We start from the raw sequence: 18,841 nt of genomic DNA, 5'->3' as shown, positions 1-18,841 counted from the left end.
GTCGTCCGGTCGAATGCGCCCCACCGCGCCCGTCGGCGCCCAAGATTGAGAGAGGAGGGGGATTCCTTGAGCGAGGTCACGTCGCGCCCGATCACGATGGCGCAGGTCGCACAGTACGCCGGTGTGTCGCAGGCATCCGTGTCACGCGTGCTCAACGGCGTCGCCACCGTCGATCCCGCCATCGTCGCGAAGGTCAACCGCGCGGTCGCTGCGCTGAACTATTCGCCGAGCGAGGCGGCGCGCAGCCTCGTGCGCGGGAGCAGCCACACCATCGCGCTGCTGGTTCCCGACCTCGAGAATCCGATGTTCCAGGGCGTCCTGAAGGGGCTCACCGTCGCCGCCGCCCGCGACGGCTACCGTGTGCTGGTCGCCGACAGCGCAGAGGCGGTCGGCGTCGAGGCCGACATCGCGAGCGAGGCGCGCAGCAAGTGCGACGCCTTGGTGCTGGTGTCGCCACGGATGCCGGACGCCGAGCTCCGCGACCTCATCCACCGCACCACGCCGGTCGTGGTGGTGAACCGCCGCGTCGACGACACCGCGGCGGCCCAGCTGTCGGTCGACTACACCACGGCCGTCAAGGAGCTGGGGATGCACCTGCGCGGCTTCGGCCACCGACGCATCGCGTACGTCGCGGGTCCGGCCCTCAGCTACGCGAACGAGCAGCGGGCCCTCGGACTGGGGGAGCTGGCGCGGGAACACGCCGACCTCGAGTTCCTCACCATTCCGGCGGGCTCGAGCATGGAGGCGGGCTACGACGCCGCCGACGCCGTGCTCGAGACCGGAGCCACCGCCGCCATCGCCTTCAACGACCTCGTCGCCCTCGGGCTCATGTCGCGCCTGCGCGAGGTCGGCGTGGAGGTGCCCGAACAACTCTCCATCGTCGGGATCGACGACATCCCGCAGTCTCGTTTCGCCGCCCCTCCGCTGACGACCATGTCGGTCCCGCGGATCGAGATCGGGCGGCAGGCTTGGAATCGCATGCGTCAAGCGCTGGACGGCGAGAGCGCCGACCACCCCCTGTTCTATCGGCCGGTCCTCGTGGCGCGCCGCAGCTCCGGTCCGGCGTCCCACGCCAGCGGCTGGGTGGGCCCGGCCCGCCCGGTCCTGCGGCTCGGGTCCACCGTCGTCGCCCAGTACGAGGAGGGCGTGAACGTCGACTCGGTGCTCTCGCCGCGCCCGTACCTCGACGCGGTGATCTCCCGCACCGGAACGCCGCTCACCGTGACGGAGCCGACCGACCACCCTCACCACCTCGGCGTGAGCCTCGCGATCGCCGACGTCAACGGCACCTCGTACTGGGGTGGCCGCACGTACGTGCGCGGCGAGGGATCGGTCATGGTTCCCAACCACGGCCGGCAGCGCCGTGACCGCCTTCACATCGAGGGGCACGCGCTCGACGAGCGGCTGAGCTGGGTCGACGAACACGGCACGACGCAGCTCGTCGAGGTGCGCGAGCTCCGCTCCGCCGAGCTGGCGAACGGCTGGGCGCTCCGGTGGCGCAGCCACCTCAAGGCGACGCTCGACGCGATCACCTTCGGGTCCCCGGCGACGAACGGGCGCGACGGCGCCGGGTACGGCGGCATCTTCTGGCGGTTCGCCCCTGAGATCGCCCGGGTCTTCAGCCCCGCCGGCGACACCGAGCGCGATGTGCACGGGGCTGCGACACCCTGGATCGCCTTCACCTTCCCCGAGCGGGGCACGACCGTCGTGCTGACGCAGGGAGAAGAGCAGCTGCCCTGGTTCGTCCGATTCGCCGAGTATCTCGGCGCCGGCCCCTCGGTGGCATGGGACGAGGCACGCACGATCCCCGAGGGCGGCGAGCTGAACCTCGAGCTGACGGCGTTCGTGCTCGATGAAGAGCTCGCCGACGCTGCGGCCGTCGACGCCGTGCTTCCCGCACTGCGGGCCGAGGCGGGGCTGTGACGAACCGCCTTCGCGTGGGCGTCGCCGGCGTCCACGGTCACGGGCGCGGCCACGTCGACACCGTGCTCGCGGCGCCCGATCTCGAACTCGTCGCCGTCGCCGACCCCCGGGGCGGCGGCGACGTGCCCTCCTCGACACGGGAGTTCGCCGACGCCGTCGCCATGATCGACGCCGTCGATCTCGACGTGGTCGTGCTCAGCACCCCGATCCCCACCCATGCCGGCCTTGCCCGCCTGGCGCTCGCGCGCGGTGCGCACGTCCTGCTGGAGAAGCCGCCCGTCGCCTCGGTCGCCGATCATCACGCTCTCGTGAGTGCGACGGATGCCGCGTCCCGCGCCGTGCAGGTGGGCTTCCAGTCGCTCGGCAGTGCCGGAGTGGCGGCGACGGCGGACGCCGCGGCATCCGGTGCGATCGGAGACGTGCTCCACTACGGCGCAGTCGGGCTCTGGACGCGGTCCGAGGAGTACTGGCGACGGGCGCCCTGGGCGGGGCACCGCGTGATCGACGGGCGACCGGTCGCCGACGGCGTCGCGACCAACCCGCTGGCCCACGCCCTCGCGACAGCGTTCGCGATCGCCGGCGCCGCGGCCCCCGACGACGTCGTAGGGATCGACGCCGACCTCCGTCGCGCGAACGACATCGCCACCGACGACACGTCGTCCCTCGTCGTCGAGCTGCGCGGGGGAGCCAAGGTGGCGGCCGGCCTCGCGGTGACCGCCCCGACCCGCCATGAGCCGTTCGTGCTCGTGCGGGGCACGCGCGGCTTCCTCGTGTACGTCTACACGCTCGACACGCTGCACGTCCATCGTGACGCAGCGGCGCTGCCTCGCACGTACGCCTTCGAGCGCACGAGCCTGCTCGACAACCTCGCCCGGCACGTCCGCGACGGGGACGACCTGCTCGCCCCGCTCGCACGCACCGGTGCCTTCACCCGCGTTCTCGAGGAGATCGTCACAGGGCCGCCGCCCGCACCGATCGCTTCGCAGCTCATACGGATCGAGGCATCCGACGGCGAGACTTCCCGCACCGTGATCGGCGTGGAAGAGGCGGTCGAGCGCGTCGCGTGGGAGGCGCGCACCTTCCGCGACCTCGGCGTGCTCTGAACCGCCCGCGGCCTTCAGCCGGTGCCGAGCGGGCCGACGCCGATGATCGCGGAGGCGTCGTCGTCGACGGGGGCGGTGGAGTTGCGCACCACGAGCGGTGACGACTCGTACAGGCGGTGCGTGGGGGCGTCGGGGTCGTCGAGCTGCCACATGAGCAGCTGCACGGCGGCGCGCCCCTGCTGGTGCGGTCGCTGCTGCAGGGTGGTGAGAGAGAACATCTCGGCGTAGGCGTGGTCGTCGATGCCGACCACGCTGAGCCGCTCCGGAACACGGATCCCGAGCCGTCGCGCGGCGATGATCGCCCCGACGGCGACCTCGTCGCACACCCCGACGATCGCCGTCGGCCGGGTGCGGCGGTCGCCGAGCAGCTCGACGGCCGCGCCGTACCCGCCGGGCATCGTCACCTCGGATTGGACATGGCGGACGGATGCCTCGAGCCCGGCCTCGCCCATCGCCGAGAGGTAGCCGTCCAGGCGCCTGCCGTCGCCGAAGCTCGTGCGGCGCCCGTCGGGGTCGCCGCCGAGGAAGACGATCTCGCGGTGGCCCAGGCCGACGAGGTGGTCGGTGGCGATGCGGGCGGCCGCGTGGTCGTCGATGGAGACCGCGTTCGTGCCGATGCCGTAGCCGCCCACCGCCACGACCGGCTTGCCGAATTCCACGAGCCGCTCGAGCTCGTGCGCACTGGGTTCGATGCCGACCGCGATGAGCCCGTCGAACCTCTTGCGCGCGAGGAAGTGCTCGAACATCTCGCGGCGCGCGGAGGACTCGGGCGGTGCTCCGTAGAGGGCGAGGTCGTATCGACGTTCGAGCAGCGCATCCTGGATGCCTTCCAGCACCTGGGCGAAGAACCAGCGGTCGAGCGACGGCATGACGACGCCCACGGTCTGCGTACGTCCGGTCACCAGGCTCACGGCGCTCGTCGTGGGAACGTACCCCAGGGCGGCGGCGGCATCCCTCACGCGCTGCCGGGTGGTGGCCGAGACGTACCCGGAACCGGTGAGCGCACGCGAAGCCGTCGACTTCGAGACGCCTGCCGCTCGCGCAACATCGGCGATGCCCGCCATCGGGTCCTCCTCGCGGTCCCGGGAACGCCCTCGTCACCCGGGATTCTGGAACCGGTTCCAGGGGTCATTGTGCCGTGATCGCTTTCCGTGCGCCACCCTGGGTGCGTGGTTTACCGAGTTGTGATCCGCGGTCATTGTGCGCTCTTGCGCCATCCCCTAGTTTGAGCATGGAATCGGTTCCCGATCTCACATCTGCGGAGCCCGAGAGGCGTGGCTCCGCGAACTCAAAGAGGAGGCAGACACATGACTGCACTGCGATCACGTCGTCGGCACGGCTACATCGCGCTGGGACTGACGGCCGTCGCGGCACTCGCACTCGCCGGATGCGCCGAGGGCGGCGGCGACGACGGCGGCGACAGCGGCTCGGTCGAAGGAGAGACCGTCGAGATCGCCGGCGGCATCACCGGCTCGGAGGCCGACAACCTCCAGAAGTCGTTCGAGCAGTTCGAAAAGGACACCGGTATCACCGTCAACTACACCGGAGACAAGGGATTCGAGGGCAACATCGTCACGAAGGTGGCGGGTGGCTCCGCTCCTGACATCGCGATCGTCCCCCAGCCCGGCCTGCTGCGATCGCTGATCGAGACCGGAGAGGTCAAGGAAGGCACCTCCGAGGTCGAGGCGAACGTGGACAAGTACTGGGCGCCCGCGTGGAAGGACTACGGATCGCTCGACGGCACGTTCTACGCCGCGCCGATGCTCGCGAACCTCAAGGGCTACGTGTACTACTCGCCGAAGAGCTTCGCGGAGTGGGGCGTCGAGGTGCCGACGACCTGGGACGAACTCCTCACCCTCACCGACACGATCCGGGAGAAGACCGGCGAGCCCCCGTGGTGCGCCGGGTTCTTCTCCGAGGCGGCATCGGGATGGCCGGGAACGGACTGGGTGGAGGACCTCGTCCTGCGTCAGGCCGGCGCCGACGTCTACGACAGCTGGGCCGCCGGTGACACCCCGTTCACCGACCCCGACATCGAGGCCGCGTTCGACTCGGTCGGCGAGATCCTGCTGAACCCCGACTACGTCAACGCCGGCTTCGGCGATGTCAAGAGCATCAACCCGACGGCGTTCGGCGACCCGATCGCAGCTGCGGTGGCCAACGGAACCTGCGCGCTCACGCACCAGGGCTCGTTCCTCACGGCGAACTTCCTCACCGCGCAGACCGCGGACGGACAGACGCCGACGATCGCGCCGGACGGTGACATCTACGCGTTCATCCTCCCCGGCGTGAAGGAAGGCGAGCTCGCGGTCGAGGGCGGTGGCGAGTTCGTCACACCGTTCTCGGACGATGCCGCTACACAGCAGGTGCTCGAGTACATGTCGACGCCGGAATTCGCCGACGCGCGGGTGAAGCTCGGCGGCGCGATCTCGGCCAACACCGGTGCCGATCCGACACTGGCGTCGAGCGAGTTCCTCACTGAGGCGATGCAGATCGTCCAGGACCCGAACACCGTGTTCCGTTTCGACGCCTCCGACCTGATGCCGGCGACCGTCGGTTCGGGCTCGTTCTGGCGCGGCATGGTCGACTGGATCGACGGCAAGCCGACGCCGCAGGTCCTGAGCGATATCCAGGCGGGATATCAAGACTGATCCACCGCATCCTGGTGCCGGGTCCGCGCGGGCGACGTGCGGCCCCGGCGCCGGGGTGATTCATCCGTCGAGGTCGACGGGGGAAGGCAGAACATGTCTCAGACCACAACATCGGCGGCCGACCAGGAGCAGGGCGCGTCGCCACCGGAACGCGGAGGAAGGAAACCTCCGTCGCGGCGGACCACGCGACTCGGCGTCGCGATCGGGTTGATCCTGATCGCAGCGCTGGTGATCTTCCTCCTCCTCAGCCCTCCCAACCCGGACGCGCGGCCGGTCTCGCTGGGCTTCTCGTACAACTCGTTCTTCCAGTGGATCGGCAACCTGGGTCCGATCGTCCAGATCCCCATCGTCCTGATCGTCTTCGCCGCCGTGGTCGGCATCCTGCTCGTGCTCATCGAGTTCGCTCCGCGCGCCGGCAGAGGCTACTTCTGGCTGCGGCTCATCTCGTGCTTCGCGATCCCGTTCCTCGCATTCATGCTGCTGCGGCCCTACCAGGGCGCCGTGATCTACGTGATCGCCATCGCCCTCGTCGCCGGCGGCCTGCTCTTCTGGGCCGACTACCGCGCGAGCCAGGGCGCCGGCTACATGTACCAGCTGACGCTGTTCATGGCGCCGGCCGCGATCGCGATCCTCGTGGGTCTGGTGTATCCGAGCATCGCGACCATCGTGCAGTCGTTCTTCGACAAGACCGGCGAGAACTTCGTCGGGCTGGAGAACTACGTCTGGGCCTTCACGAACCCTCAGGGGTTCTGGTCGATCATCAATACGCTCATCTGGGCGATCTTCGCCCCGATCTTCGCGACCGTCGTCGGCCTGGCGTACGCGGCCTTCATGGAGCGGGCGCGTGGTGAGCGGCTGCTGAAGCTGCTCGTCTTCATGCCCTTCGCGATCGCGCCGGTGAGCATCAGCCTCATCTGGAAGTTCGTCTACGACTATCGGCAGGGCGAGCAGATCGGCACCCTCAACGCGATCGTGGTGGCCTTCGGCGGCCAGCCGGTGCCATGGCTCGACATCTGGCCGCTGGTCAACACGTTCTGCCTGCTGTTCGCGTTCGTCTGGGCACAGACCGGCTTCGCCATGGTCGTGCTCTCGGCGGCGATGAAGGCGGTGCCGGTGGAGCAGCTGGAGGCTGCACAGCTGGACGGCACGTCGGCCTGGCAGCGGTTCATCAACGTGACGGTGCCGGGCATCCGAACGTCGATCATCGTCGTCCTGACGACCGTCACGATCGCAGCCCTGAAGCTGTACGACATCGTGGCGGTGATGACGGGCGGACGGGCGAACTCGACCGTGCTGGGCTTCGAGATGGTCAACCAGCAGCAGCGGTTCCAGAGCTACGGCCACTCCGCGGCGCTCGCCGTGCTGATCTTCGTCTTCGTGACGCCGCTGATCGTCTACAACGTGTTGCAGTTGCGCAAGCAGAGGGAGGTGCGGTGATGACTGCCGTCGACTCCAAGACCACGCCGCAGAACACCAAGGCCGAGGCGCGCAGGGTCGCGCGCGAGACGCGCCGCAACGAGGCGCTCGCGCACAAGCGGCTGACGTCGCCCCTGGCCACCATCCTTGCGGTGGCGATCGCCTTCCTGTGGACGATCCCGACGCTCGGCCTGCTCATCACGTCGTTCCGGCCGGGCGCGGACTCGGCGACGACGGGCTGGTGGACGGTCTTCACCAACCCCGACTTCACTCTCGGCAACTATCAGGCCGCGCTCACGTCGGGTGGCACCGCCTTGACGCTCGGCGAGTCCTTCCTCAACTCGCTCGCGATCACGATTCCGGTCACGATCTTCGCCCTCGCCGTTGCGTCGCTCGCTGCGTACGCGTTCGCGTGGATGGATTTCAAGGGCCGTGGCTTCTTGTTCGTCGCGGTGTTCGCGCTCCAGATCGTCCCGATCCAGATGGCGCTCGTTCCGCTGCTGAGCCTGTTCTCGAGGGGGCTCGAGATCGGCGACGTGCAGATCTTCCCTGGCTTGGAGATGCGGGAGGTCGACCACAGCTTCGCGACGGTGTGGATCGCCCACGTCATCTTCGCGATGCCGTTGGCGATCTTCCTGCTGCACAACTTCATCGCCGAGATCCCGTCCGACGTCATCGAGGCGGCGCGCGTCGACGGCGCAGGTCACGGGCAGATCTTCTTCCGGATCATCCTGCCGCTCGCGACGCCGGCGCTGGCGTCGTTCGCCATCCTCGAGTTCATCTGGGTGTGGAACGACCTGCTCGTCGCGACGATCTTCGCCCCGACGACATCGCTGCCGATGACGCAGACGCTGAACTCGTTGTCCGGCACCTGGGGCAACCAATGGTTCCTCGTGTCGGCCGGTGCGTTCCTCGTGCTGTTCGTGCCGATCATCGTGTTCCTCGCGCTGCAGCGGTTCTTCGTGCGCGGGCTCATGGCCGGCGCGACGAAGGGCTGATCGACAAGAGACAACGGATGCCGCGGGCTTGCGTCTCACGCAGGCCCGCGGCATCCGTTTCTGGTGGCGCTCTCGTTTCGGCGTCAGCCGGTGCAGCCGAGCCGCGCCTGGATCGACTGCATCGCGTCGATCTCGGCCGTCTGACCGTTCTTGATCGCGGTCGCGACCTCGAGGGCGCGAGCGTCGGTGCCGAGCTCGAGGAGGGCCTCCGCCATCGGGATGGCGCCCTCGTGGTGGCGGATCATCAGCGTCAGGAACTGGCAGTCCGCCGCCACGCCTGTCGCCGCCTTGAGCGCGGCGATCTCGTCGGCCGACGCCATCCCCATCGCTTCGTGGGCCTCTTCGTCGCTCATCGGCTCGGCGGACGTGCCGCCGTGCGTGTGGTCCGCGTCGGAGGCGTCCATCCACTGCATCATCGGTCCGCCGGACTGCGGGAGACCCCACCGCACGAGCCAGTCGAACATCTCGCCGCGCTGGCCGGCCTGACCCGTCGCGATGTCGTACGAGAGCACGCGAAGCTCGTCGTCGTCGGTCTGGCGGTAGATCTCCATCGCCATCTCGATCGCCTGAGCGTGGTGCACCTGCATGTCGCGCGAGAACCCGGCCTCAGGCGAGTTCGTGCCCGGGCTCGACACGGCCGCCTGTGAGCCGAACGTCGAGAAGCGTCCCACCGCGAACGCGAGGCCCGCGATGAGGATGAGCGCGACGGCGATGACGAACCATCGCCGGGCGCTTCCCGCCGAGGGCTCGTCCGACACGCGCGGCCTACTTCTTGCCGGGGGCGTCGTACGCGCCGGTGCAGGCGGCGTTCGGCTCGGGGGCGTTGGTGCTCTTCCAGTACGCCTTGATGAACTCCTCGATGCGCTCGTCGTCGGCGGAGTCGATCTTGAGCTGCGCGTTCCATGCGCTGAGGGCGATGGGGGTGTCCATGTCGTTGTAGGGCGAGAGCACCGTGTAGGTCGAGGGCAGCTCGCCCTCGAGCTTCGCGATGTCGTCGGCGGACACCTGCGCGGGGTCGTACGTGACCCATACCGCGCCGTGCTCGAGCGCGTGTACGGCGTTCTCGTTCGGAACCGGCTCCGTGTACACGCCGCAGTTGAGCCACATGGCGTTGTGGTCGCCGCCGGCCGGGGGAGACTGCGGGTAGTCGACTGCGCCCTCGACGTGGTTCGCCGTGTTCGTGAACGTCTCGACGCCCTCGATGCCGCTGCCGTCGCTGTCACCGCGAGCGTACGACGGGGCGGGAGCCGGCGCGAAGACGATCGATGCGACGATCGCCGCGACGACCAGCACGGCGGCGGTCGAGCCGACGATCCACCACACGAGCTTGCCGCGCTTGCGCTTGGCGAGCTGCTTCTGGTACTCCGCGAGCTTCTCCTGGCGCTTCTGCTCACGCTGCTGCTTGACCGTGAGGTCGATCTTCGCCTGGGTGGCGGGGTTGCCGCTCTTACGCTTGTCGTCGGGGGTCGGGGTCATGCTCGTGATCTCTGCCAATCGATGAACAGGGGGATGCCGCGCCCGGCGCGAACCGCTCGAGAGCGGCTGACGGGTTGTCCTCATCCTATGCGAGTGCATGAGTCGGCCCCCTGGGAAGGAGCCGACAGCGCCGCCGTGGCCCGCCCCCGGCACGGCCACGGGATACCGCTTGCGGGCAGGGCGGAGGCATCCGTTATCATGGGTACTCGAATCGATTCGACCTTCTCGGTCTATCGTGCGGGCCCCGGTGCCGATCGGCAGCGCCGGACGACCCGCGTCATCTCGGTCCGTTCCTCCCTGCGCGCCCAGACCGGCCCAGCCGGTGTCGACGCCGCTCCGCCTCGCCCACCGCCCCGTCGAACCCCTTGCCACGAAACGAAGTCCACTGTTGCTCGACACCGCCTCCATCCCCACGCAGAAGCCCGAAGCCCACCTCCCCGCCCCACCCAAGCCGCAGCCCACGGCCACGGGCGCCATCCGCACGCTCGGCAGCAACCCGGCCACCGCGCCGATCGTGCTCCACCCGGGCGATTCGATCCCGCACCGCCGCCGGGTCCTCTACATCGTGCTGCTCGGCGCGCTCACCGCGCTCGGCCCGTTCACGATCGACCTCTACCTGCCGGCGTTCCCGGTGCTCGAGGCGGACTTCCAGACCACAGCCGCGATGATCCAGCTGACCCTCACGGGTACGATGATCGGCTTCGCCCTGGGACAGCTCATCGTCGGCCCGCTGAGCGACAAGGTCGGTCGGCGCATCCCCCTGCTGTCGGTGACCGCGCTGCACGTCGTGGCCAGCGTCGGCGCGGCGCTCGCGCCCACGCTCGAACTGCTGTCGGTGGCCCGCGTGCTGCAGGGTGCCGGCGCCGCGGCCGGTGGCGTCGTCGCCGCCGCGATCGTCCGCGACCTGTTCGGCGGCCGCCGCCTGGTCGTCATGCTCTCGCGGCTCGCGCTCGTGTCGGGCGTCGCCCCGGTGCTCGCGCCGCTCGTCGGCTCGGCCCTCCTCGCTGTCATGCCGTGGCGGGGGATCTTCGTCGTCCTCGCGGTGTATGGCGCGGTCATGCTCGTCGCGTCGATCGTCTTGCTCCCCGAGACGCTGCCGCCCGCGCGTCGCCACGACAAGGGCGCCACGACCGTCTGGCAGCGCTACCGGAGCGTCTTCGGCGACCGCGTCTTCATCGGCGTGCTCATCATCGGCGGCATGACCTTCTCGGGCCTGTTCTCGTACCTGTCCAGCTCGTCGTTCCTCTTCCAGCTGAGCTACGGCCTCTCCGCGCAGCAGTACGGGCTCATGTTCGCCGTCAACTCCCTCGGCGTCGTCGTCGGCGTGCAGACCGCTTCGCGTCTGGCGGCACGTTTCGGCCCGCAGTGGGTCATGGCCTGGTCGACCGCGGTGCTCGTGGTCGCAGCATCCGCCATCATCGTCACCGACCAGATGGGCCTGGGCCTGTGGGGCACGATCGTGCCGCTCTTCGTCTTCATGACGGCGTGCGGCTTCACGTTCCCCTGCGTGCAGGTGCTGGCGCTCGACCGCCACGGCAAGGCCGCGGGCACCGCGCAGTCGATCATCGGCGCGACGAACTTCGGCGTCGCGGGCCTGATCTCGCCCCTCGTGGGATGGATCGCGAAGGACGCCGGCATCACCGCCACGACGATGGCGGCGGTCATGGTCGGGTGCGCCGTCATCGGCGTGCTGGCGCTGTGGTTCGTCGTGCGCCCGCGCACGGTGGAGCGCCTCGCGCCCTGAGCCGGCGTCAGGCAGGCGGCCGCACGGGCTGCAGGCGGAAGAGCCGGACGGTGCGCCCGGACTCGCGCTCGTAGTTGCGGTAGCCGGGCCACTGGGCCTCGATGAGCTCCCACACTGCGTCGCGCTCGGACGCGGGAACCGGCGTGGCGCGGACGGGCATGCGCTGCCCGCGCACGGTGATCGCGGCGTCGGGGTGGGCGAGCAGGTTCGCGGTCCATGCCGGATGGTGGGCTCCGGCGAAGTTCGTGCCGGCCACGATGGCGCGACCGTGCCCGTCGGGCGTGTACATGAGCGGCACGTCCCGCGGCTCGCCGGACTTCGCGCCGACGGTGTGGAGCACGAGCGACGGCACCAGCAGGGCGCTCACCTGCACGCGTCCTCGCGACACCCAGGCGACGAACCGCTCGACCGGCGGCAAGAACGCGGGGCCGATCACGCGGCGGAACACCCTCGTGCGGGTGAGCGGTGCGATGAGCCGGCGCACCACATCGACCACCGATGCCATCGGGACCCCCTCGTGCTCGCGGATGAAACCGCACGATAGCACCGGACGGCCGCCCGATTCTGCCCACCCGGTGTCCGCGCGTCTGCGCCGAGCCGACGTCTGTGGTCGCCGGGTTCTGGCATGCGGCGCGCCGGTCCGCAAGGGGGTGGTGCGGACGAGCCCTCCGGGCAGAATGGGGCGATGACGACAGTCCAGCGGCGGGTGGCCGCTCCGGTCATCGCCTACCTGGCGGTGGGATCGACCCTGGTCCTGCTGTCGTGCCTGCTGGGCTGGTGGATCCTCGCGCGCGGCGACGAGCCGTTCGCCATCGACACGGCGTGGAATCTGCTCGTGGCCGAGCTGTGGCATCCGGCACTGACCGGGTTCTCCCAGGTCATGAACTTCCTGGGTGGAGGGTGGGTCGGCGTCCTCGCGGTGCCCATCGGCGGTGCGATCGCGCTCGTCGTACTGCGGCGGCCGTGGGCGGCCGCGTACTTCCTCGCCGCTGAGGCGGTGTCGGCAGCGGGTGTGCAGGTGCTGAAGCACGTGTTCGGCCGCGTGCGCCCCGAAGACATCCTCGTCGTCTCGGACTACGGTTCATACCCGTCGGGGCATGTGACCAACGCCGCCACGATCGCGGTCGCCGCGGTGGTCATCTTCCCGCGCGTGTGGGTAGCTGTCGTGGGTGCTGCGTGGGTCGTGCTCATGGCCTTCAGCCGCACCTACCTTCACGCACACTGGCTGAGCGACACGGTCGGCGGCGCACTGCTCGGCGCCGGGGCGGCGCTGATCGTGGCGGCGGCGTTCGCGGTTCCGATGGCACGGGAGGGGATGGCTGCCTCGGCGAAACGCCCGTGGCTAGGCTGAGCGCATGACCTCCGCCGTGCCCGATCCGCCCGCGTCCGACTCCACGGCGTCCGATCCGGCCGTCGCCGCCGCCGAGGCGGAACTCGCGCGACTTCGCGCCGAGGCCGAGGCCGCGGAGGCACAGTTGAAGGCCGCTCAGGCCAAGGCCGCGCTCGCCGCTGCGGAGGCGTCGGCCGCGAAGGCCAGGGCGACCGGTGCACCCGCGCCCGACGCATCCTCATCTGAGGACGAGAGCGGGAAGGCGGGAGCTTCCGGAGGCGCGGCTGCTCAATTCGGCTCAGATCCTCAAATAAGGACGGCGACGGGGGAGGGGTCGCAGGCTCAGGGGCCTGCGCGAGCGCCCGCCTCGGAATCGACCGCGCGGGAACAGACTCCGAGCGGATCAACCCCGCAGCAGACGCAACACGGCCCTCTCACCGAACAAGAGGTCGAGAAGGTGCGGACCGGGTACACCTTCGACCCGGCGACCGCGACCCTCGATCTCGGCGCCCTTCTCAACGGAGACCCCGTCCCCGCGGCGCAGATCCGCATCCCGCTGCCGATGATGAACCGCCACGGGCTCGTCGCGGGCGCGACCGGCACGGGCAAGACGCGCACGCTTCAGGGGCTCGCCGAGCAGCTCGCGGCGAAGGGCGTGCCCGTGTTCGCCGCCGACATCAAGGGCGACCTGTCGGGCGTCGCGACGCCCGGGGAACCCAGCGAGAAGCTCCTCGCCCGCACACAGGCGATCGGTCAGGACTGGAAGCCCGAGGCATCCGTCACCGAGTACTTCGCGCTGGGCGGCGTCGGAAAAGGCGTGCCGGTTCGGGCGACGGTGTCGGGCTTCGGCCCGCTGCTGCTCAGCAAGGTGCTCGGCCTCAACGACACGCAGGAGTCGAGCCTCGGCCTCGTGTTCCATTACGCCGATGCGAACGGCCTGGCGCTCGTCGACCTGTCGGACCTGCGCGCCGTGCTCACGCACCTCACGAGCGACGAGGGCAGGGCCGAACTCAAGGAGCTCGGTGGCCTGTCGGCGGCGACGGCCGGCGTGATCCTGCGCGAGCTCATCACCTTCGCGGATGCCGGAGCCGACGTGTTCTTCGGCGAGCCCGAGTTCGACGTCGCCGATTTCATCCGCACGGCGCCCGACGGCCGCGGCGTCATCAGCCTGCTCGAGGTGCCCGGAGTCATCGACAAGCCGGCGCTGTTCTCGACGTTCCTGATGTACCTGCTGGCCGAGCTGTTCGAGATCCTCCCCGAAGTGGGGGACGCCGACAAGCCGAAGCTGGTGTTCTTCTTCGACGAGGCGCATCTGCTGTTCAAGGACGCCTCGAAGGACTTCCTCGCGGCGATCGTGCAGACGGTGCGACTCATCCGCTCGAAGGGCGTCGGCGTCTTCTTCGTGACGCAGACTCCGAAGGACGTGCCGTCCGACGTGCTCGGCCAGCTCGGCTCGCGCGTGCAGCACGCCCTTCGCGCCTTCACACCCGACGATGCCAAGGCGCTGCGCGCGACCGTCGGCACTTACCCGAAGTCGGGCTACGACCTCGAGCGGGTGCTGCAGGAGCTCGGCACGGGGGAGGCGATCGTCACCGTGATGAGCGAGAAGGGCGCACCGACGCCGGTCGCCTGGACGCGGCTGCGCGCGCCGCAGGGGCTCATGTCGCCGACGCCGGAGCCGGCGATCGTCGCGGCCGTGAACGCGTCGCCCCTCCTGGCCGAGTACGGCACGGCGATCGACCGGGAGTCGGCGCGCGAGATCCTCGCGAAGAAGATGCAGGCCGCCGACGACGCGGCCGCCGCCGAGGACGCTGCTCTGGCGAAGGCGAAGGCCGACGCCGAGTATGCGAAGCAGAAGGCCGCGATCGACAAGCAGCAGGCCGCGGCCGACAGGGCCAGCGCTGCGGCCGAGAAGAAGGCGCAGCAGGAGTACGAGCGTCTGCTCAAGAAGACGGCCGGCACGACGCGCACGTCGCGGTCGGCCCAGAAATCGCCGATCGAGCAGATTCTCAACTCGAAGTCGACCCAGACGATACTGGGTGGGGTGATCCGCGGGATCTTCGGCACCGGCAAGCGCTGACGCATCCCGACCCCGGCGGATCGCTCCCGATCCGGAAGGTCTCGCGTGCGCCGCACAGTGGTTCTCGTCGTCGCGCTGACGCTCGCGCTGGCGACGGCGGGGGTCGGCGTGTGGCTTGCGATCGCCGCAACGGCCGGGAACACGGATGCAGCGCCCTCGGCGTCCTCGTCGCCCTCGGCGTCGCCCACGGCACCGGTGACGGCCGACGACTACTGCTACGTCGAGGCGATGATCTACTACCGGGTCAAGGAGCAGGAACTCGCAGACACCCTGCTGCGCAAGCAGGGGATCGACGCCGGGGCGAGCGGGTTCGCCACCGGCATCGCGGCGCGCAGCGAAGACGAGCTCGAAGACCTGCGGGCGTGGTACCTCTCATGGGCGGATGCGCGTCCTGCCGAGCCGCCGGCCGACGGGCCGTGCGGCGGCCACGGCGCCGACCACGCGCAGATGCCCGGCATGCCGTCGTGGAGCATTCTGCAGGGGTTCGTCGACGCGCAGCACCCCGATGCCGAGCGCCGCTTCGCAGAGATCCTCCAGGCGCAGAATGCCGGGATGATCGCGCTGGTCACGCTCATCCTCGAGGGCGACCCGCATCCGGCTGTAGCCGGATCGGCCGAAGAGGTGCTGAAGCAGGCCGAGGCCGACCAGGAGACGCTGCAGGGCATCCTCGACGCCCTGCCGTGATCACCTCCGCTCGGGTTCGCGCGGATGCAGCGGTCCACAGCATCCGTGTTCCCCCTCCTCCGACAGGTCAACCGGGTCTCTGCATGACGGGGGAACGCGTTCCGGTCGGGGGCAAGCCCGGTTGACCTGTTGAAGCGGTGAGGCGCGACGTCACCAGCCGCTGAGCGAGCCGAGTGGAGCGAGCGCGCGCGCGGCGTCACGCAGCGCGCCGACGTGACGGGCCGCCACGGAGAGGCGCGAGATCGAGGTCGACAGCGTCACCGCCCCGATCGGACGGGCCGCGTCGTCGTGGATCGGGACCGCGAGGCAGCCGCGATCGGAGGTGAGCAGGGCGGCCTGCTCGGTGTAGCCGCGGACGGCGTACGCCTCGTGGATCGCGCGCACGTCGTCCGCGGGCGGGGCGACGCGCCAGTTCGGCGCCTGCGGCATCCGACGGTCCGGGTGCGCGACGAGCCAGAGATGTCCGATCGCCGAGCGCGTGGGATCGGCGAGGAGGGCGTCGCGGTCCGACAGCGGCTGGGACTCGTCCTCGTCGAGGACCATCAGGCCCGAGCGGTGGAAGGCGAACAGGTGCACGGCCTCGCCGGTGTCGTCGCGCAGCCGGGCCACCACCGCCGCGTGCTCGGGCCGGGTGCGCGCGCCCACGATCGCGGCGAGCTCCAGCACGCGCGTTCCGAGCAGGAACCCCGAGAAGTCGCCGCGACGCACGAGATACTCGTCGCGCACGAGCGAGTTGACCACGCGGTACACCGTCGCGCGGGGCGCGCCGACGGCACGGGCGATCTCGGCCGCCGAGGCGCCGCGGTCGTCGCGGGCGACCTGCTCGAGGATCTCGAGAGCCAGGCCCAGACCCTTCTCCGGCAGGCGGGTGTCGCCCGCGAGGCCCGCGCCGTTCACGTCCGCGCCGGCCCGTCGATGCAGTCGGCGTCGGTCGGCCAGTCGTGCACGCCGACGCGGGCGGCCACACGGGGATGGCGCGCCAGGCGGACCGAACCGGCCACCACGACCGCGGCGAGGATGCCCACGGACCACAGCAGACCCGCCGGATTGTCGCGCAGCGTCGCGGCGAGGTAGAAGCCCAGCACGCACAGCAGCCCCGCGAGCGGACCGACGCTGAGCACGACCGCCCGGACGGTGAGCTCGCCGATCCGAGCGAGGAACACCGGAGCCGCCGCGCACACCAGCGCGTAGGCGAGCACGAAGCCGAGGATCGACGCCGGCGAGGTGACGATGCGCATGTCCTGTCGGCTGCCTCCCCACGCGAGGATCGCGACCGGCACCAGCGTGACCGCAGAAGCAAGCAGTACGCCGCCGATCGCCGGCACCCCGCGCCGCGACACGCGCCCGAACGCCGCGGGCATCAGCCCCTCGCGGCTCATCGCGAAGACCAATCGCGTCGCGGCGTTGGTCATGGCGAGCGCGCACGCGAGGAACGAGATCGCGACGATCACGTCGATGAGGGTCGCGAGTCCGGTGACGGACGCGAGGGAAGCCGCACCCGGGCGCTCTGCGACGATCGACAGCTGCGCCGCGGTGCCGACGAGCATCACGAGCCCCGTGGCGCCGACGCTCACCATGATCGCGCGGGGGACGGCGGCGAACGGGCGACGGGTCTCGGGGCCGAGCGCGGCGCCGCTCTCGAATCCGACGAAGCCGATCAGGGCGAAGGCGACGCCGGTGATGATCGCCTCGAGCGACACATCCGGGGCGCGAGGGATGAGCAGACCGACGTCCCAGCGGGTGAGGCTGAGCGCGGCGATGGAGAGGCATAGCACGGTCACGACGGCGATCGACTCGAGCACCAGCAGCACGCGCGTCGACATGCGCAATCCACGGGCGACGACGAAGGCGATGACCGCCCCGAACCCGGCGATGAGGGCGATCACGAGCCACGGGGGCGCATCGCCTCCGCTGAGGATGTTCGCGAGCCGTGTGGACCCCGAGGTGAGCGTGTTCATCGCCACGGCGAGGTAGCCGATCCCCAGCGCTGCCCCGGTGACGAGACCCGCGTGGGAGCCGAGCCCGCGTACCGCGAACGTGTACAGGGAGCCGGTGCTCACGATGCGTCGCGCGAACATGCCGATCACGAGGCCCACGCCCACCACCAGGGTGATCGTGATCGCGATGTCGAGGAAGGCGAAGGAGCCGCTTCGTGCGAAGGCGGCGGCGGGATGGATCAGGAGCACGCCGGCAGGAGCGGTGGCCGCCACGGACTGCGCGACCACGTCGATCGTGTGCGCGTGGCGTCGGCGGAGTCCGGCGAACGGAGAGCTGGCTCCGAGATCGTTGCGCGGACGAGCCCGCTCGATCGCGCCCGCGAGTGCACTGCTCACGCGACCTCCTCGCTTCCGGCGCTCGCCGCCATGCGGCTGGCCGTGACGCTACCGGGTGCGCGTTGCCGGGAACGACGAGCCATGTTTCGGCCGCGTGACGAGCCGTGGGAACGAAGTGCGCCGGGCGCGCGCCCTCGTCTCACCAGGTTTTCGCCCGACGTTCTCGGCCCTGAATCATCGGGAAACGGCGGCGTCCAAGAATCGGCCTCGATGCGGGTGCGAGCCGCATCTTCGCCGTCGAAAGGACTCCTGTGACCGAACAACAGCTCTCCACCGAGGGGGACTCGCCGCCCTCGGACCCGCGGCCCTCGAGGCGGGGCCGTTTCCTCACTCCCCGTGCGCTGGGCATCGGCTCTGCGCTCGCCGCGACCGCCGCGGCTGTCGCCCTCGTGTTCGCGACGCAGACCGCCGTGCAGGCGACCTCGTCTCCCGAATCGCCGGCGTCCACCCCCATCGCCGCCGACAGCACCGACGAGGACGCCCCCGAGAAGGCGACGGAGGTTTCGAAGCCGACCACCGTCGCCGCCGCGTATGACGGGCTCACCGGCGCCGAGGTCGAGTACGTGCGCTTCCTCGGCGCCCAGGACCCCGCGTTCGCCGCGGGCAAGGACCTGTTCGGCGAGCCTGGCCTGCAGTTCCTCTCGACCGACGTCGCCGACCCGCAGGCGTACTCGGACGGGCACCGCCGGCTGCTCTCGCTGTACTACGACTACGCCACCAACGAGACGGTAAGCATGATCGTCAACGTCACGAACGGCGCGATCGAATCGGTCGACCGTGCGTCGGGCACGCAGCCCGCGCCGACCGATGCCGAGACCTCGTTCGCGTGGGAGCTGCTGCTCGACGCTGACACGGCGCAGCCCGTGGTCGACGAGTTCGCCGCACTCACCGGCGGCTCGGTCCTGACCCCGGCATCCGCCGAGGTGCTCCTCACCGCGCACTCGTTCGTGACGGATGCCGGATCCTTCGGCGCCGAATCGTGCGGCGTCGACCGGTGCGTGCAGGTGCTCGCCCAGGTCGACGGCGGCGCCTTCCTCACCACCAGCACGTACGTCGTCAACCTGTCGACGCGTGCCGTCCTGTCCATCTCATGACCATGGAGA

16 protein-coding genes are annotated in these 18,841 nt (G+C 70.2%); 10 read left to right on the top strand and 6 right to left on the bottom strand.

Annotation, left to right across the window (positions count from 1 at the left end; genetic code table 11):
• Positions 1-66: 66 nt before the first annotated feature.
• Together J2Y46_RS17200 and J2Y46_RS17195 are read left to right on the top strand one after the other, a co-directional pair.
• Positions 67-1,923, top strand: coding sequence for a DUF6807 family protein (locus J2Y46_RS17200; protein ID WP_052676838.1), 1,857 nt, complete (start codon positions 67-69; stop codon positions 1,921-1,923).
• Entirely contained in the window at positions 1,920-3,026 is a 1,107-nt protein-coding gene (locus J2Y46_RS17195; protein WP_310243879.1) for a Gfo/Idh/MocA family oxidoreductase, read from the top strand. The genes J2Y46_RS17200 and J2Y46_RS17195 overlap by 4 nt, the downstream gene beginning before the upstream one ends.
• 14 nt (positions 3,027-3,040) lie before the next feature.
• Here J2Y46_RS17195 and J2Y46_RS17190 read toward each other — a convergent pair whose 3' ends face one another.
• Complete coding sequence (locus J2Y46_RS17190; RefSeq protein ID WP_045300333.1) at positions 3,041-4,090, bottom strand: LacI family DNA-binding transcriptional regulator; 1,050 nt, start codon at positions 4,088-4,090, stop codon at positions 3,041-3,043.
• A 243-nt stretch (positions 4,091-4,333) separates the two neighbouring features.
• On the opposite strand from J2Y46_RS17190, the gene J2Y46_RS17185 reads away from it, so the two are divergent.
• From J2Y46_RS17185 to J2Y46_RS17175, 3 genes are all read left to right on the top strand, one after another.
• Positions 4,334-5,677, top strand: coding sequence for an ABC transporter substrate-binding protein (locus J2Y46_RS17185; RefSeq protein ID WP_045300332.1), 1,344 nt, complete (start codon positions 4,334-4,336; stop codon positions 5,675-5,677).
• 93 nt (positions 5,678-5,770) lie between these two features.
• Positions 5,771-7,114, top strand: a complete 1,344-nt coding sequence (locus tag J2Y46_RS17180; RefSeq protein ID WP_045300331.1) for a carbohydrate ABC transporter permease — start codon at positions 5,771-5,773, stop codon at positions 7,112-7,114.
• Positions 7,114-8,091 (top strand): carbohydrate ABC transporter permease, encoded by a 978-nt coding sequence (locus J2Y46_RS17175; protein WP_045300329.1) that lies wholly within the window; start codon positions 7,114-7,116, stop codon positions 8,089-8,091. Before J2Y46_RS17180 ends, J2Y46_RS17175 begins: the two co-directional genes overlap by 1 nt.
• An 83-nt stretch (positions 8,092-8,174) precedes the next feature.
• Here the strand turns inward: J2Y46_RS17175 and J2Y46_RS17170 are convergent, their stop codons facing one another.
• Together J2Y46_RS17170 and J2Y46_RS17165 are read right to left on the bottom strand one after the other, a co-directional pair.
• Complete coding sequence (locus tag J2Y46_RS17170; RefSeq protein ID WP_310243876.1) at positions 8,175-8,849, bottom strand: DUF305 domain-containing protein; 675 nt, start codon at positions 8,847-8,849, stop codon at positions 8,175-8,177.
• A 7-nt stretch (positions 8,850-8,856) separates the two neighbouring features.
• Positions 8,857-9,567, bottom strand: a complete 711-nt coding sequence (locus J2Y46_RS17165; protein ID WP_310243873.1) for a DUF3105 domain-containing protein — start codon at positions 9,565-9,567, stop codon at positions 8,857-8,859.
• Positions 9,568-9,955: 388 nt separating this feature from the next.
• Between J2Y46_RS17165 and J2Y46_RS17160 the strand changes: the two genes are divergently transcribed.
• Entirely contained in the window at positions 9,956-11,311 is a 1,356-nt protein-coding gene (locus tag J2Y46_RS17160; RefSeq protein ID WP_084695648.1) for a multidrug effflux MFS transporter, read from the top strand.
• A gap of 7 nt (positions 11,312-11,318) precedes the next feature.
• Here the strand turns inward: J2Y46_RS17160 and J2Y46_RS17155 are convergent, their stop codons facing one another.
• Positions 11,319-11,816, bottom strand: a complete 498-nt coding sequence (locus J2Y46_RS17155; protein WP_310243870.1) for a nitroreductase family deazaflavin-dependent oxidoreductase — start codon at positions 11,814-11,816, stop codon at positions 11,319-11,321.
• A 180-nt stretch (positions 11,817-11,996) separates the two neighbouring features.
• On the opposite strand from J2Y46_RS17155, the gene J2Y46_RS17150 reads away from it, so the two are divergent.
• Genes J2Y46_RS17150 through J2Y46_RS17140 form a run of 3 tightly spaced genes read left to right on the top strand, consistent with a single transcriptional unit; the run spans position 11,997 to position 15,405 of the window.
• Entirely contained in the window at positions 11,997-12,662 is a 666-nt protein-coding gene (locus tag J2Y46_RS17150; protein ID WP_045300323.1) for a phosphatase PAP2 family protein, read from the top strand.
• A gap of 4 nt (positions 12,663-12,666) precedes the next feature.
• Positions 12,667-14,721, top strand: a complete 2,055-nt coding sequence (locus J2Y46_RS17145) for a helicase HerA-like domain-containing protein (protein ID WP_084695647.1) — start codon at positions 12,667-12,669, stop codon at positions 14,719-14,721.
• A gap of 45 nt (positions 14,722-14,766) precedes the next feature.
• Positions 14,767-15,405 (top strand): DUF305 domain-containing protein, encoded by a 639-nt coding sequence (locus tag J2Y46_RS17140; protein WP_157005579.1) that lies wholly within the window; start codon positions 14,767-14,769, stop codon positions 15,403-15,405.
• A gap of 150 nt (positions 15,406-15,555) precedes the next feature.
• Here J2Y46_RS17140 and J2Y46_RS17135 read toward each other — a convergent pair whose 3' ends face one another.
• Positions 15,556-16,302 (bottom strand): IclR family transcriptional regulator, encoded by a 747-nt coding sequence (locus J2Y46_RS17135; RefSeq protein WP_052676836.1) that lies wholly within the window; start codon positions 16,300-16,302, stop codon positions 15,556-15,558.
• Positions 16,299-17,738 (bottom strand): APC family permease, encoded by a 1,440-nt coding sequence (locus J2Y46_RS17130; RefSeq protein ID WP_052676835.1) that lies wholly within the window; start codon positions 17,736-17,738, stop codon positions 16,299-16,301. The genes J2Y46_RS17135 and J2Y46_RS17130 overlap by 4 nt, the downstream gene beginning before the upstream one ends.
• Positions 17,739-17,989: 251 nt before the next feature.
• On the opposite strand from J2Y46_RS17130, the gene J2Y46_RS17125 reads away from it, so the two are divergent.
• Entirely contained in the window at positions 17,990-18,832 is an 843-nt protein-coding gene (locus tag J2Y46_RS17125; protein ID WP_045300319.1) for a hypothetical protein, read from the top strand.
• Positions 18,833-18,841 lie beyond the last annotated feature (9 nt).

It is taken from the genome of Microbacterium sp. BE35, from assembly GCF_031457705.1.
GTDB classification, from domain to species: domain Bacteria; phylum Actinomycetota; class Actinomycetes; order Actinomycetales; family Microbacteriaceae; genus Microbacterium; species Microbacterium trichothecenolyticum.
The sequence above is the reverse complement of the archived record's forward strand: the minus strand, read 5'-3'. Positions and strand labels throughout refer to the sequence as shown.